Origin of the sequence: Arthrobacter sp. MMS18-M83 (assembly GCF_026683955.1) — a bacterium.
GTDB lineage: Bacteria > Actinomycetota > Actinomycetes > Actinomycetales > Micrococcaceae > Arthrobacter.
On record NZ_CP113343.1, the window covers coordinates 4,100,211 to 4,115,626 of the forward strand.

The following is a 15,416-nucleotide window of genomic DNA, read 5'->3' on the forward strand; positions in this document are numbered from 1 at the left end:
ACGATGACGCTGGAATTTTCGAAAACGCTTGCGGCCCACGAAACGCCGATTCCAGGCGTCGTTCTTTATGACTTGCCGGTTCACGGCGACAACCGTGGCTGGTTCAAGGAGAACTGGCAGCGGGAGAAGATGATCGCCCTTGGCCTGCCGGACTTCCGCCCGGTTCAGAACAACATTTCGTTCAACGAAAAGGCTGGAACAACGCGCGGGATCCACGCTGAGCCGTGGGACAAGTTCATCTCCGTGGCTACGGGCCGGATTTTCGGCGCATGGGTGGACTTGCGTGAAGGACCGTCCTTTGGTGCAGTCTTCACCGCCGAGCTTGATCCCAGCCAGGCTATCTTCATTCCCAGGGGCGTGGGCAATGCGTTCCAGACCCTCGAGGACAACACTGCCTACACCTATCTGGTCAATGACCACTGGTCGGCAGACGCCCAAAGCCAGTACACGTTCCTGAACCTAGCTGACGAGACGGCCGCTATTGACTGGCCTGTGCCGTTGGAACAGGCAGAGCTGTCGGACAAGGACAAAGCACACCCTCGGCTGGCGGAGGTGGTGCCTATGCCGGCTCGGAAGGTACTCGTGGTGGGCGCCGACGGCCAGCTCGGCAAGGCGTTGCGCGAACTATACGACGGCGATCCTTCCGTTGAGTTCGCCGGGCGGTCGGACTTTGACTTGTCCCAGGAAGCGTCGTTTGCGGGACGGAACTGGAAGAACTACTCGACGATCGTCAATGCGGCCGCTTACACCGCCGTTGACGCAGCCGAGAGTCCCGAGGGGCGGGCAGCTGCATGGCAGGTGAATGTCTCAGCTGTGGCGCGCTTGGCGAAGACTGCGATCGAGCAGGACCTGACGTTGGTTCATATCTCGTCGGATTATGTCTTCGACGGCACACGCGAATTGCATGATGAAAATGAACCTTTCACCCCGCTTGGCGTGTATGGCCAGACCAAAGCTGCTGGGGACGCTGTGGTCAGCGTTGTTCCGTGCCATTACATTGTGCGGACCAGTTGGGTGATCGGCGAGGGAAACAACTTCGTTCGTACCATGGCTTCGCTCGCGAGCCGTGGGATCAAACCGAGCGTCGTCAACGATCAAATCGGGCGTCTTAGCTTCACCGAAGACATTGCGGCCGGGATCAAGCACCTTCTGGACTCCAGAGCCCCGTTTGGCGCATACAACCTCAGCAACGACGGCGATTCCCAGTCCTGGGCCGATATTGCCGGCGGTGTGTATGAGCTCTGCGGGGCGTCGGCAGGCGACGTCACAGGGGTGAGTACCGAGGAATATTTCGAGGGAAAGTTGGCGGCACCACGACCCCTCAAGAGCATCCTTGATTTGAGCAAGATCAAAGGAACCGGATTCACCCCGGCCCACAGCGCCGACAGGTTGAGTGGCTATCTTCGCAGCTAGTTTTCAAACGGAAAACGGTCAAATGCAAAGGGTCTGGCCAGGCAATGCCTGGACAGACCCTTTGCATTTTGTTTTGCAACCGGAGAAAGCCCTACTCGAGTCGCCCGCGTTCGGCTGAGTGCCCTGTTGTCGTCCGTTCGGCGGGGGCTCCACCTCGTAGACGCAGCCAACCCAACGCGCGGGTCATGCGCACTGGTAGGAACGAGGTACCCGGGTGGAGAAAGCGGTATAGGTGGGACGCGCCAATGACTAGAGTCAATGCGAAGAGTAGCGTCAGAACTTCCCACGTCAGTGGCGGTTGCCAAGAAGGATTGTTCAACATCATCAGCCAATTGGCGGAGTCTGGTAGCCCGACGACGTAGCGTCGCAGAACGTACACGAAGCCGTACACGTGCGCCGCGCAAGCGGCCCAGAGCAGTATCTTGGTCAGACTCCGGCTGGAGAGGCTGGATTTGAAGCTTCGGAACCGCAGGGCCAATCCGGCTGAAATGACCGCTATGGCGAACAATGGGAGGCTGTACCGTCCCTGCCAAATGAAGCCGCTGCTGGTGACCAGAGCCGCCTGAACCAAAGAGGGCACTATTGCGAGCATGCCGATCGCGACCCAGAAGCCCAGTTGCAGCCGCGCCGGGCGCATCAGAAAGACCAGCAGCAAGAGAGCTATGAGCAACATATTCCAGAACATCAGGACGGCTTGGGGCACCGGCGCATCCAGCCAGCCAGCAACACCGATGTACTGGGTCACGAAATCGAAGGCCCTATCCATCATGGTGACGAAGGCGTTGGACGGACGGAGGCCTTCGACCACATTGGATATTCCTGAGGGCGCCTCGCCCGCTGAAGGAGGCGCTGCCAGCATGATGAAGTTCCACATGACCCCCAGAGCCACCCCCACTGCAGACAACCCGGCAACCACGAGCAACACCCTGTTCCGGAAGATGGCCACAATATCTGAGCCTCGGAAGAAGAGACAGGCCACAATCGCGCCGCAGAGGAGCCACAACAAGGACACGTTCCTGGTATTGGCTAGCGTTGCGGCGGAGACCCCCACTGCCAGGATGCCGGGACGCGCCAGATTGAGCTGTTTCGAGTTTTCCAGGACCGAGACCAGGCCGCAGAATGCCGCCATTGATGCTGCGACTTCCAATGAATTTGGATTGATTCCGATGGCCAGAAACAGGACCATGGGGGTAGTGGCTACGGCGGCTGCAATCATTGGCCACTTCGGGTGACGCAGCCGGGACAATGCCGTGAAACCCGCGGCATAGAAAGCCGCTGACAACAGTCCGCTGACAATGCGCATGGCGAAGATCGCCGGCGCACCGGACATGAACAGGCTTGGCAGGCCTACGAGCCAGTAGTAGAACGGGTTGTACAACCCGGCCGACGTTACCCCGATGGTGGTGTAGGTGTCGTCAACTGGTATGTCGGGTGAACAATCTGCGGGCTTCTCCTTGGTAAAGGCGAAACATCTTTGGGAGGCGATGTTCGCAATGTATGACGGGACCTGAACGTGGACTCCGTGTCCATAGGATTCACCGGGGTGGGGGAAGAACTGGCCCCGTGCCACCGCCGCCGCCTTAATGGTGTGCGCAGGTTCGTCGGGATACGCCATCAGCGGAGTAGCTAGTGTCCACAAGGCGATAAGCGCCGACAGGAAGGCGAAGACGCGTACGAAGGACCCAAATCCGGCCCTGGTTCCAGGCGAAAGGTTTGGAGTTCGGAGCCCCTTTCGGTCGGATGAAGCGAGCTGCTGATCCGAGATCGTCTTCTGGTTCGCGTGTCCGTGTGTAACTGACGGGTCGATCACTGGAGACTACCGATCTTTCCTATCAGACGTGCCGCGTCCTGCAGGGCCTGCTCACTGGGTGACGCCACTCCGGCGAAATAGCCTGAGGCGAACTGGCCATCTGGGCTGAGCACGAAGTTTCCCCAGGACTTAACGAGGGATGCGATCTGATGATTCTTGTAGGTGGTGCAAAATGCTTGATAGTTGACGGTGCCGAGTGCATAACCGCGATCGGTTTTTTCCGGAAGACTGAACTCGACTCCTGTGCCCAATGTCTTGGACGTGCCGCCCTGAACAGCTGCTGCCACAGAGTCTTTGGACATCCGCGTGAACGGTCCACCGAACGACAAAAGAGCGGTGTCAAATCTTGAGCCGATCGACGCTGAATCCATGAAAGCGACCGCGCCGGCTGTATCGTCCACTTTCTTCACCAGGTCGCGGAGATTCTTCACCTCAGCACCGCCGGGGATCTTGGTCCACTTGTCCGTCACACCGGACGGCCAGTCGGCGGACGACGACAGGTACCGTGTGCTGGCCGTTGTCAGCGCCGACGCCGAGCTTGCGGTGATGGGAACTATCGGCGTGTTCGGGAGCGTCAATTCGGGATTGATTGTGGCTATTGCCTTATCGTTCCAGCGAGTCACCTCTCCGGAAAATATCTTCGCAAGGACCCCTGGTGAGAGTTTTAGGCTCCGGACGCTGGGCAGATTGAAGGCTACCCCGACGGACGTAATGGACGTCGGCACGCTAAAAGCACCGTCCGGGCCGCATTGTGTCTTCGTGGCGGCCTGGTCCTGGGATGTCAAGGGGGCGTCAAGCGCGGCGAAGTATGCCTGGCCTGTAGCCAGTGCCGTCAAACCCACCTTGGACCCGTCGGGAGAATAGTTCAATGATGTTGCCTTGAAGGACTTTTGCCAGGCCCCGGTCCAAGCGTCAATTGGATCGCTCTGTATTGGGCTTCCAATCGCGGTGAGTGCACCGCGGATATCGTCCTTGGGCGGCGGACTGGCACAGGCGGCCAAGCTGATGCCCAAGAGCAGGAGTCCTCCTGCTACTCGGCGAATCGACCGATCATGCACCGGGGGTCCTTTCGATTTCGGATTTCGCTAGACTTGCGTCTTGATAACCCTAACCGTTCAACCCGCGGGTCGCGGTGCAATTGTGCCGGGAGCCAGGCGCACGAAGAAGGACAGAAGCATGCCCATCACGTGCGGCTCGCGCTGTAACCTGTCAGATGCTGCGGAATCACCTCCGTCCCGGCCAGCATGATGCCGGCCGGGACGGAGGGTGAAGGTCCCTGGGTGTTTAGGAACTCATATCAAGAAGTATCCGGAGACGTCTGCGATGAGTTGAACTGTTCCCGTGGACTGGTTGTAAAGGGTCACCTTTCCGTCGGCACCTACCGGTACTGTGACCAGGTTCGGTACTGTTTCGGCGGTCGCGTAGTTGAGGTTGGATGCGTTGGGCCGCGTGGTGCCAGAGGCATAGGCGGTGACGAATCCGAACGACGTCGGCTGCGTGACGGTGAGGTTGAAGGTCACCGCCGAAACGGTTGCCGGGATCCCGTTGACGCCGCCGACCTGGAACGAGACGGTTCCGCCCGGTGCCACGGTAGCGGTGTTGCGGGTGTCGAGGAACCTGTTCGGCGCAATCGGCTGGAACGTTCCCGACGCCACAGGCGTTCCCGCGAGATAGTACCCCGCGACATCTGCGATGAGTTGAGCGGTTCCCGTGGATTGGTTGAAGAGGGTGACCTTTCCATCGGCACCTACCGGAACGGTCACTAGGTTCGGTACTGTTTCGGCGGTCGCGTAGTTGAGGTTGGATGCGTTGGGCCGCGTGGTGCCAGAGGCATAGGCGGTGACGAATCCGAACGACGTCGGCTGCGTGACGGTGAGGTTGAAGGTCACCGCCGAAACGGTTGCCGGGATCCCACTGACGCCGCCGACCTGGAACGAGACGGTTCCGCTTGGTGCCACCGAAGTGGCGTTGCGGGTGTCAAGGAACCTGTTCGGCGCGATCGGCTGGAACGCTCCAGGGGCAGTCACCGCGCCGGAGAGGTAGTATCCGGAGACGTCTGCGATGAGTTGAACTGTTCCCGTGGATTGGTTGTAAAGGGTCACCTTTCCATCGGCACCTACCGGAACGGTGACCAGGTTCGGTACTGTTTCGGCGGTCGCGTAGTTGAGGTTGGATGCGTTGGGCCGCGTGGTTCCCGATGGGTAAGCGGTGACGAATCCGAACGACGTCGGCTGCGTGACGGTGAGGTTGAAGGTCACTGCCGAGACGGTTGCCGGGATCCCGTTGACGCCGCCGACCTGGAAGGAAACAGTTCCGCCCGGTGCCACGGGAGCGGTGTTGCGGGTGTCGAGGAACCTGCTCGGTGCCGTCGACTGGAAAGCGCCCGGAACCGACGCCGACATCGTGTCGTACAAACCGTAGTCATCCGTGACCAGGGTTCCGTTGCTGAGCAGGTTCAAGCCCACGCTGATGGCGTTGGCCCCTGCCGGGACGGGCGGTGAGGTCCAGGTAGCCTGGGTCCAGGCTGTTGCTGCGACAACATTCGGACTTGCCGTCCAATAAGTCCACGTGCCCAATCCCGTTCGGTAATACAGCTCGAACTGGGTCGCGGCCGTCGATTTATACCAAGCAGACATTTGATACGTGTGGCCAGGTGTAGCGCTTGGCGCGCATTGTCCCAAGTCCAAGGTGGGCAAGAGCTTGGCATCGCCGTCCACGTAGCCGGACATCACCATCTGTTCGGCTACGGATCCGGTGTGACCGGGAGTCACGCTGGTAAAGGTGGCGGTGTTGGTGCCAAATTTGCCGATGGCCCAGCAATACGGAAGCCCTGTGGCCACTGGGCCGGCCGTTTCCAAGCTCGGGTTCTGGATCAGATTTCCGACAGTGATGGGTGGTGGTGGAGCTGGTCCGCTGACGACTGGCTTGTTCACGTCGAGCGTTGGGTTTGCCGGGTCCGGGAACTGAGCGGCCATGACTTGGCTCACCGTCTTCACAACGATCCTCCCTGCCGTCTGTTCGGCCACCAGCCAGTCTACGTAGGCGTGAAAGTTGGCTGTGGTGACGGTCAGGGGATCCGTGGTGGAGTCGAAGTGGTGGAAAGTCAATTGCACCCATCCGCCACCAGCCTCCGCTTGGGTCACAACCGTTTGCATGTCGGCAACTGTCCAAGTGTTGTCCACCTCATCGGGTGCTTTGGTGAAGTAGAGGTCCGCAGTTGGCACGGGCAATGGTTCGGCCACTTCGGTCAGTGTGGGAGCAGCCTTGCTTTTCAGGTCGCCGAGGCCGCGCGCGCTGTTGTAGCCGCAATCGGCGACTGTTTGTTGGACCGCGGCAGTACTGGAGGCAAATGGATAGGCAAAGTTGGTTACCCGGAAGCCCATGTTGGTCAGATTGACACGGTCATTGCATATTTGGCGCTTGACCTCATTTGCGTCCATCTGGGCCAGATCGGGGTGCGTAACCGTGTGCCCGGCAACTTCATTGCCTGCCGATTGGAGGGAGAGTGCCTGGGCGGTTGTCATGTAGGAGGCCGCATTGAGGTAGCCGGAGGGAAGGAAGAAGGTTCCCTTCATTCCCTTCGAATTCAGATAGGCCGCAGCATTCATCTGGTCCGCATTGGCGTCATCAAATGTCAGCGTGACGACCAAGGGGCCCGCGGCTTGCGCTGGCTGGGTCAAAATGGCCGTATTGAAGAGTGTTGCTAAGAGAAGTGCGGCTGCCCCCATGGCAGCCGTCTTCCTTGAAGGGGTTTGTTGGCCTTCATAGGGGAGCCCCCGCCCAATGCGGGAAGCCACCATCCACCTTTTTTGCATCCCAAGTCCGTTCGTCGCGCCTGCAACCTGACTGGTGAGACCTTCAGTGCCGTGTGTGTGTTCCCGTTTGCACAATTCGGAGTTGCCAGTACTCATCGTGGGCATTCATTTATGATTAACCGACGGCGCGTCAACGGCGTAATAGCGAAGGTGCTGGGCCTGGTTCCTGCCGGCAACGCGCGGCTGATTACTTGACGCTACGAGCGGCCAATCGGAGTGTCAACACTCGCATTTAATCACCGCCAACACTCGAGTAGTGGGCGAAATTCGTTCCGATTTCGTGGATGCGACACCATACGGGCTATGGAAAATCCAACGACCGCAGGTTCCCTGAAAGCGGCCCCGTGCCGTGAGTGGGTGAACAGTTATCCACAACCGCCCCAACTTGACTTGGTCCCATGTTGTAACCTCCCCTAGCTTTAACCTTGTTGGTGGTTCCGCAGCGCCAGAGGCGCATTTTGCATTGGGGGGAAGATGGATGCTTTGCGCATCGTCGAGGATGAAGTCCGCGAGCTGATTCGACGGCGTGGACTAGACCCCTTGAGCCAAACAGTCGAAGTACACCGGCTCGTCGAGGCCGCCGTGAGTGACTACGACGAGCGGGCCCTTCTTGGCCCTTTGCCTCCCCTGGGACATCCGGACACAGCGCGCAAGTACGTGTTCGACGCCGTTGCAGGCTTCGGCCCACTCCAGCCGCTTCTGGACGACCCAACTATCGAGGAGATCTGGCTCAACGCGCCGAACGAGATCTACGTTGCCCGGAATGGCGAATCCGAACTCACGTCGGTTAGCCTCAGTGCGCAACAGGTCCGCGACCTCGTAGAGCGGATGCTTAAAAGTTCAGGGCGCCGGCTGGACCTCTCTTCACCGTTTGTTGATGCCGCCCTGCCTGACGGTTCGCGGCTCCACGTCGTCATTCCCGATGTGACTCGCCGGAATTGGGCTGTGAACATCCGCAAATTCGTGGTCAAGGCGAGCCGGCTCGAACATCTGGTGGAACTGGGCACATTGACGCCACAATCAGCCAGATTCTTGGGAGCTGCGGTGGCCAGCGGGCTCAACATCCTCGTTTCGGGAGCCACACAAGCTGGAAAGACGACCATGCTCAATTGCCTGGCTGCCAACATCGGCTCCCGGGAGCGGGTCATCACTGTCGAAGAGATCTTTGAACTCCAACTCCCGCTACGTGACGTCGTCGGCCTGCAGTGCCGCCAGCCGAACCTCGAGGGTCACGGCGAAATTCCTCTGCGCCGACTCGTCAAAGAGGCTCTGCGCATGCGGCCGGACCGTCTCGTGGTGGGCGAAGTCCGCGAAGCCGAAAGCCTGGACATGCTCATTGCCTTGAACTCGGGGCTTCCTGGTATGTGTACCGTTCACGCCAACTCTGCCCACGATGCCGTGACCAAGATTTGCACATTGCCGCTGCTGGCCGGTGACAACATTTCGAGTGCCTTCGTTGTTCCAACAGTGGCGTCCTGCATCGACCTCGTGGTCCATTGCAGCCGCCACGCGGACGGACGCCGGCAAGTCACCGAAGTCCTTTCGCTGGGCCGACGCGTGGAAAACGGCATTATTGAGTCGTCCACGGTATTCGCGATGCAGGATGGCCGCCTTCAACCCAAGACGCATTCCATGCCCGCTGCGGAGAAATTCGCCCGGGCAGGCTTTGATGTTGCGACGCTCTTGGAGCACTACTGATGGCGCCGCTGTTGGGTGTTCTATGTGGGCTGGGTGTATTTCTCATCTGGTGGTCCGCCTGGGAGCAACAGCCTGCCGTCAAGGAGTCTAAACCGAAACGCCTTGAGACCTTGCTGCTCACCGCCGGGATCGAAAAAGTGAGCGTCAGGGGATTCATCGCGTCTTGTGTGGGATTGGGTCTTTTCACCGTGTTGATGATCTTCATCATGACAGCCTCCCTTTCGATCGCGGCATGCTTCGGCCTGTTCGGCGCCTGGCTTCCTTTGGCCATTGTCAGCTGGCGGGCGCGCAAACGGACAGCGATGCTCCGGGAGCTGTGGCCAGACGTGGTTGACCACCTGCGCTCGGCGATCCGAGCGGGACTTTCGCTGCCCGAGGCTCTGGTCCAGCTTGCTGACAAAGGGCCCGAGGAATTGCGGCAGCTCTTCAGGGAATTCGGCGCGGATTACCGTTCCGGTGGCCATTTCGATTCCGCACTGGGCAAGCTGAAAGAGCGCCTGGCCGATCCCGTTGCCGACCGGATCATCGAAGCGCTCAGACTGACCCGAGAAGTGGGCGGCTCCGATCTTGGCCGACTTCTGGGAACTCTCGCCGAATTCCTTCGTGAGAGCGCCCGGACCAGAAGTGAGCTTGAGGCGCGACAATCATGGACTATCAACGGAGCGCGACTGGCGGTTGCCGCTCCTTGGATCGTCCTTATGCTGCTGGCTAGCAGGCCGGAAGCTGTTGATGCTTACAATTCCGCGGCAGGAGCCAGCGTGCTGGGAGGCGGACTCTTGGTCTCGGGGCTCTGCTACTGGGGAATGCTCCGGATCGGCGCCCTTCCCGAGGACGAAAGAGTGCTGCGATGACTGTACTGACTGCCATGACCGTGTTTTGTGGTCTTGTTCTGGGAGCCGGGCTGTGGCTCATCTTCGTTCGCGCGCCATTCATGCGCTCCACTCCCTTCTCGGAACGCATTGAACCGCAACTAAGGTCCCAAAACCTTGAGTCCCGATTGCTGGCATCAACCGCTGACATTGCGCCGTTCGGCCCTTTGGAACGCATTCTGCGGCCCGTTTTCCGGGACGCGTTGCACCACCTGACGCGGTTCAATTTCGGTACTGCCGCACTCGACAAGAGGCTGGCGAAGGCCGGCTCGGGAAAATCGGCATTGGACTTTCGGGCAGAGCAGCTGTTGTGGGCAGCGGCGGGCTTTGCCATGGCGGTTGTCGCCGTGATCATGGGGGTAACAGCGGGCCGGTTCAGCCCGCTGCTTGCGGTCGTCTCAGTCCTGGCTTGTGCGCTTGGTGGGTTCCTTTTCCGCGACTACTTGCTGGGGGTGCAGATTAAGCGAAGGGAGAGCCGGATGTTGGCGGAATTCCCCAGCCTTGCCGAACTGATGGCCCTTGCGGTCGGCGCGGGGGAGAGCGCCAGCGGTGCCCTCGACCGCGTGTGTCGTACGGCTCGCGGCGAATTGGCGAAGGAGTTTGCCTTGGTATTGGCTGCAACGCGGGCCGGCACGCCTCTGGTCGAAGCGCTGCACGAGTTTTCGGGACGAACCGAGCTCGGCCCGCTGGTCCGGTTCGTGGACGGAATTGTCGTTGCCGTCGAGCGCGGTACCCCGTTGGCCGATGTACTGCGGGCCCAGGCCGCAGACGTCCGTGATTCAGCCAAACGCGAGCTGATGGAAGCGGCAGGCCGGAAGGAGATCGCCATGATGGTGCCGCTTGTTTTCGGCGTCCTGCCCCTCACCGTGATCTTCGCCGTATATCCGGGTCTAGCCGTGCTGAATCTTGGCTTCTAATGAGCGATCCACAACGACTTTTCACATCCATCACAAGGACTTTCGCTGAATGTCCACAACAAGAAACAGCACGGAAATTCGCAACGGATTCCTGCACATGGAAATGGGGAATAATGAAGAAACTCGGACGCAGCGGCCTTCCCGCATCAGGCCTTTTGCTTTGGCAATTGTGGACTCTCCTGCTATCCGGATCAGGACTAAGGATGGACCCGGGTAAGTATCTGGCCGGAGACAATCATCCCGAGCGAGGCGATGTACCCGGCTGGGTCATGATCACATTGATGTCTGCGGCACTCGTTGCGGGTTTGCTTGCACTCGCCGGTCCGGCTCTCGAAGGGCTTTTCAACCAAGCCATGAGCAAGGTGGGAAAGTAGCCCATGCCGTTCCGCAGCGGGGGAGCTGATTGTGGGAGCCGAGCCGGTGCCTGTCGCTGGGACGAGCAGGGATCCGCCGTCGTCGATTTTGTTTTGGTCGGAGGGCTCGTGACGGTGTTCCTCCTCGCCATCATCCAGCTGACCCTCGTGATGCATGTGCGAAATACCCTGATGGATGCGGCTTCGTCCGGAGCACGCTACGGCACTCTCGCTGACAGGACGCCGGCAGATGCGCGTGAGCGCACCGCGGACCTGATCGGCACTGCCTTGAATGCTGAGTTTGCCCGGGACATCTCGACGTCTGAGGCTAGCGTCCAAGGAATCCGCACCTTGGAAGTGACGGTCCGGGCGCCTTTGCCAGTCATAGGGTTGATCGGACCGGGCCCCGCACTGGAAGTGAGGGGTCATGCCGCGATTTCCGACTGATCTTGCCCGCGCTGGGCTTGCCCGGTTCCGCGAGGCGCTCTGCCTGCCACTCCAGGAGGGGCCAGACAGCAACGGCACGCGGCCTGCCCCAGAACGGCGTGCCCCCGGACAGTGTGCTGTTGAGCGGCGTGCCCCCGGACGGTGTGCCCAAGAGCGGGGAAGCGCAGTGGTGGAGTTCACTCTTTTGTCCCTTCTGCTCATGGTTCCTGTGGTCTATTTCATCGTCACCATCGGGCAAGTCCAGGGTGGTTCCTTCGCCGTCGTCGGTGCAGCGGACCAGGCCGCCAAAGTTTACGTGACGCGGAAGGAGGCCTCCGAAGGCCGTGTCGCCGCTGAACAGGCTGCTGCGTTGACTCTCGAGGACTATGGGCATTCCGCCCAGCGGGCGACTGTAGACGTCGCGTGCGACCGGGATGACTGTCTCTCTGCCGGGACGGCTGTCACTGTTACGGTCAAGCTCACGGTACCGCTGCCGATGGTGCCCTTCGGCGAGGCTCTGAGCCTGGATGCCGCGCATCTGAACGCGTCTGCCACGCAGATCGTCGGACGGTTCAGATGACGGACGTTGCTTCGGCCGCAGACGCGCTGGGGTCCCGCGGCGAGGGCAGGGAGAGCGGCCAAATGATTGTCTTGACCATCGGCTATGTGGTGGTCGCATTGTTGCTGGCAACGGTCGTTGCCGCGGCTTCTGCGGTGTACATAGAACACAAGAAGCTTCTCTCCCTGGCGGACGGAGCGTCGGTAGCAGCCGCAGACAGCTATTCGCTTGGCCAAGTAGGCGGTGCTGAAAAGCCCTCGGCCGTCCTCAGCAGCGAGAGGGTCCGCAGCGTTACGGAGTCGTACCTGAGCCAAAACAGTGCCTATTCACGGTTCGATCAACTTGCCGTCGGACTGGACACGGGAAGTCCGGACAGAGCCACGGCTGAGGTGGTGCTCAGGGCGGTTGCCCATCCGCCCGTAGTCAGTTTCCTACTGGCCGAAGGCGTTCCGATCGAAGCCCGATCCACCGCGCGTTCCCGACTGACCCGCTAAGGCAAGCCTTCACACGTCCATTGCTCGGCGCCACGCCGGGCAAAGGATGGCGTACTCTGGAACAACCATGGCTGAGATTGACTTTCCCGCAGAAATCCGCGCACTTCGCTCCACCTACCGCTCCATCGAACAGGTTTCCGACGTCGAGAAGCTCAAGGAAGAGATCGCAGAACTGAGCGAGCAAGCTGGTGAGCCGAACCTCTGGGACGATCCCTCGTCCGCGCAGGTGATTACGTCCAAGTTGTCACACCGGCAGTCAGAACTTGAGCGGTTGAACAGGCTGTTGGGACGCATCGACGATCTTGAAGTCCTTGTCGAGCTCGGCCAGGACGAAGACGACGACGCCTCCATGGTCGAAGCCGCTACGGAACTCGATTCAATCCGCAAGGCCCTCAAGGAACTTGAAGTGGTCACCTTGCTCTCGGGAGAGTACGACGAACGCGAAGCCGTGGTCACCATCCGTGCGGGTGCCGGCGGTGTTGATGCTGCAGATTTCGCCGAGATGCTGATGCGCATGTACCTACGCTGGGCAGAGCGCCATGGCTACCCAACCACCGTGATGGACACTTCGTATGCCGAAGAAGCGGGCCTCAAGTCAGCTACCTTCGAGGTCAAGGCGCCGTACGCGTTCGGAACGCTCAGTGTCGAAGCCGGAACGCACCGACTTGTACGCATCAGCCCCTTCGACAACCAAGGCCGGAGACAGACTTCCTTTGCCGCCGTCGAGGTGATCCCGCTCATTGAGCAGACCGACTCGATTGACATTCCCGACAATGAGATCCGCGTGGATGTCTTCCGTTCCTCCGGTCCGGGCGGACAGTCGGTCAATACTACGGACTCCGCTGTGCGCTTGACACACATTCCGAGCGGGATTGTGGTTTCCATGCAAAACGAGAAGTCCCAGCTGCAGAACCGCGCAGCTGCCATGCGCGTGCTCCAATCGCGCCTCCTCCTGCTGAAAAAGGAACAGGAAGATGCTGAGAAGAAGGCATTCGCCGGGGATGTGAAGGCGTCGTGGGGCGACCAGATGCGTTCCTACGTGCTCAATCCGTATCAGATGGTCAAGGACTTGCGCACTGAACATGAAGTGGGCAACACGTCAGCGGTGCTCGACGGCGACATCGACGACTTCATCGACGCCGGCATCCGCTGGCGCACCGGCAACCGCAACGCCGCAGAGTAGCCACTGACCGTCCGATTGGGCGACACACCGCACCAACCCCGCAATTCCGCAGCGGGGCGTGCGTATAGTCGAAGAGCCGGCGCTCAACTTCCCCCATCGAAAGCCCGTGCGCTGGCGGTTGGACTGGCCGAACGTGGCATGTCCGGCGGGGTTCTGAAGAGTCATGATCCGATTTGAGAATGTCACCAAGGTCTACGACCCCAATGCCCGTCCGGCGCTGGATGCTGTCAACCTTGAGATTGACCGTGGAGAATTCACCTTCCTCGTCGGAGCTTCAGGCTCCGGTAAGTCGACGTTTCTGCGACTCATTCTGAAGGAAGACCGGGCAACATCCGGTTCGGTCTACGTCGCCGGCCAGAACGTGGCCAACATTTCAAGCTGGCGCGTCCCCAAGCTTCGCCGTGGCATCGGCGTCGTTTTCCAGGATTTCCGTTTGTTGCCCCAGAAGAACGTCTTCGCCAACGTGGCCTTCGCCATGCAGGTGATTGGCAAGAGCCGAAGCATCATCCGGGAGACAGTTCCAGAGGTGCTGAAGACTGTTGGGCTTGAAGGTAAGGAACGCCGCATGCCCCATGAGCTCTCCGGTGGTGAACAGCAGCGCGTGGCCATCGCCCGCGCCGTCGTCAATCGGCCCGGCATCCTGCTGGCGGACGAGCCTACCGGAAACCTGGACCCCATCACCTCGATGGGCATTATGGGTGTGCTCGACAAGATCAACCAGAACGGCACCACTGTGGTCATGGCGACGCACGACGACGACATTGTGAATGAGATGCGCAAGCGCGTGGTGGAGCTCCGGAACGGAATTGTGGTCCGTGACGAGGCAAGGGCCCTCTACACCTCGATGATTCCGGTCGTGGGGGAGTCCCGGCGAATGAAGGACGCCAGCGATGCGGAAATCGACCGCGCGCAGGGGGTTCAGCAGTGAGGCTCGCATTTATCCTGGGCGAGATCGGCAGCGGCCTGCGCCGGAACCTGTCCATGGTGATTTCCGTTGTCTTGGTGACTTTTGTGTCCCTGACGTTTGTTGGCGCGGCCGGCATGCTGCAGATGCAAATCAATCAGATGAAGGGCTACTGGTACGACAAAGTCCAGGTCGCCATCTTCCTCTGCAACGACTCTTCGACGGCGACTGGCTGTGCTTCGGGCGCAGTGACCAAGGAACAGCAGGGCAACCTGGCCAAGATGCTCGACTCGCCTGCCGTCAAGCAATACATCAGCGACTACCAATTTGAGTCCCAGGCTGAGGCGTTCAAGCACTTCAAGGAACAGTTCTCCAACTCTCCGATTGTTGACTCGGTAACCCAGGATCAGCTTCCAGCATCTTTCCGAATCAATATGAAGAACCCTGAGAAGTACCAGATCATCAGCGAAACATTCTCCTCCCAAGCCGGCGTAGAGACCGTGAGCGATCAGCGTCAGGTCCTGGAACGGATCTTTGAGTGGATGAATGGCGCATCTGTTGCGGCAATGGTGGTCGCAGGAATCATGATCTTCTGCGCTGTCCTGCTAATAACCACAACCATCCGATTGTCCGCGTTCAGCAGGCGACGGGAGACAGGCATCATGCGGCTCGTTGGAGCATCGAAAACCGTCATCCAACTGCCGTTCATACTTGAAGGTGTCATTGCCGCCGTCGTCGGGGCCGTGCTGGCCTCCGGCACACTGTGGCTGGTGGCCCAATTCTGGCTCAACGGAGACTTGTCGAAACAGTTCCTGAATACTCCCTTTATTTCCTCGGCCCAGGTACTCGTGATAGCGCCGGTCCTGATAGCGTTGGGCGGCGGCCTTGCGGGGATATCTTCCCTCCTGACCCTTCGCCGATACCTCAAGGTGTAGCCATGAAAAGCAGTGACCTCCAGCGAACAGGACAGCCGAT

General features: G+C 59.9%; 14 protein-coding genes. 11 read left to right on the forward strand and 3 right to left on the reverse strand.

Going from position 1 to position 15,416, the window contains the following annotated elements; translation table 11 throughout:
* Positions 1–3: 3 nt before the first annotated feature.
* The gene (locus OW521_RS19340) at positions 4–1,413 is read left to right on the forward strand and encodes a bifunctional dTDP-4-dehydrorhamnose 3,5-epimerase family protein/NAD(P)-dependent oxidoreductase (protein WP_268021174.1); all 1,410 of its coding nucleotides are present in this window, start codon (positions 4–6) and stop codon (positions 1,411–1,413) included.
* Between the two features lie 91 nt (positions 1,414–1,504).
* Here OW521_RS19340 and OW521_RS19345 read toward each other — a convergent pair whose 3' ends face one another.
* From OW521_RS19345 to OW521_RS19355, 3 genes are all read right to left on the reverse strand, one after another.
* Positions 1,505–3,028, reverse strand: a complete 1,524-nt coding sequence (locus tag OW521_RS19345) for a DUF2142 domain-containing protein (RefSeq protein ID WP_268021175.1) — start codon at positions 3,026–3,028, stop codon at positions 1,505–1,507.
* A 191-nt stretch (positions 3,029–3,219) separates the two neighbouring features.
* Positions 3,220–4,281, reverse strand: a complete 1,062-nt coding sequence (locus OW521_RS19350) for a substrate-binding domain-containing protein (RefSeq protein ID WP_268021176.1) — start codon at positions 4,279–4,281, stop codon at positions 3,220–3,222.
* 234 nt (positions 4,282–4,515) lie between these two features.
* Positions 4,516–6,951: a polysaccharide deacetylase family protein gene (locus tag OW521_RS19355; protein WP_268021177.1), complete on the reverse strand. Its 2,436-nt coding sequence runs from the start codon at positions 6,949–6,951 to the stop codon at positions 4,516–4,518.
* A gap of 561 nt (positions 6,952–7,512) precedes the next feature.
* On the opposite strand from OW521_RS19355, the gene OW521_RS19360 reads away from it, so the two are divergent.
* From OW521_RS19360 to ftsX, 10 genes are all read left to right on the forward strand, one after another.
* Entirely contained in the window at positions 7,513–8,736 is a 1,224-nt protein-coding gene (locus tag OW521_RS19360) for a CpaF family protein (protein WP_268021178.1), read from the forward strand.
* Positions 8,736–9,587, forward strand: a complete 852-nt coding sequence (locus OW521_RS19365; RefSeq protein WP_268021179.1) for a type II secretion system F family protein — start codon at positions 8,736–8,738, stop codon at positions 9,585–9,587. Before OW521_RS19360 ends, OW521_RS19365 begins: the two co-directional genes overlap by 1 nt.
* Complete coding sequence (locus OW521_RS19370; protein WP_268021180.1) at positions 9,584–10,522, forward strand: type II secretion system F family protein; 939 nt, start codon at positions 9,584–9,586, stop codon at positions 10,520–10,522. Before OW521_RS19365 ends, OW521_RS19370 begins: the two co-directional genes overlap by 4 nt.
* 113 nt (positions 10,523–10,635) lie before the next feature.
* Positions 10,636–10,896: a hypothetical protein gene (locus OW521_RS19375; protein ID WP_268021181.1), complete on the forward strand. Its 261-nt coding sequence runs from the start codon at positions 10,636–10,638 to the stop codon at positions 10,894–10,896.
* A 3-nt stretch (positions 10,897–10,899) separates the two neighbouring features.
* Positions 10,900–11,322 (forward strand): TadE family protein, encoded by a 423-nt coding sequence (locus OW521_RS19380; protein WP_268021182.1) that lies wholly within the window; start codon positions 10,900–10,902, stop codon positions 11,320–11,322.
* Between the two features lie 166 nt (positions 11,323–11,488).
* On the forward strand, positions 11,489–11,881 hold the full coding sequence (locus OW521_RS19385; protein WP_326493980.1) for a hypothetical protein: 393 nt from the start codon (positions 11,489–11,491) through the stop codon (positions 11,879–11,881).
* Entirely contained in the window at positions 11,878–12,354 is a 477-nt protein-coding gene (locus OW521_RS19390) for a pilus assembly protein TadG-related protein (RefSeq protein WP_326493981.1), read from the forward strand. Before OW521_RS19385 ends, OW521_RS19390 begins: the two co-directional genes overlap by 4 nt.
* A 67-nt stretch (positions 12,355–12,421) precedes the next feature.
* Positions 12,422–13,537: a peptide chain release factor 2 gene (gene prfB, locus OW521_RS19395; RefSeq protein WP_268021183.1), complete on the forward strand. Its 1,116-nt coding sequence runs from the start codon at positions 12,422–12,424 to the stop codon at positions 13,535–13,537.
* 163 nt (positions 13,538–13,700) lie between these two features.
* Entirely contained in the window at positions 13,701–14,465 is a 765-nt protein-coding gene (gene ftsE / locus OW521_RS19400) for a cell division ATP-binding protein FtsE (protein ID WP_268021184.1), read from the forward strand.
* Positions 14,462–15,376: a permease-like cell division protein FtsX gene (ftsX, locus tag OW521_RS19405; protein ID WP_268021185.1), complete on the forward strand. Its 915-nt coding sequence runs from the start codon at positions 14,462–14,464 to the stop codon at positions 15,374–15,376. The genes ftsE and ftsX overlap by 4 nt, the downstream gene beginning before the upstream one ends.
* Positions 15,377–15,416: the final 40 nt, after the last annotated feature.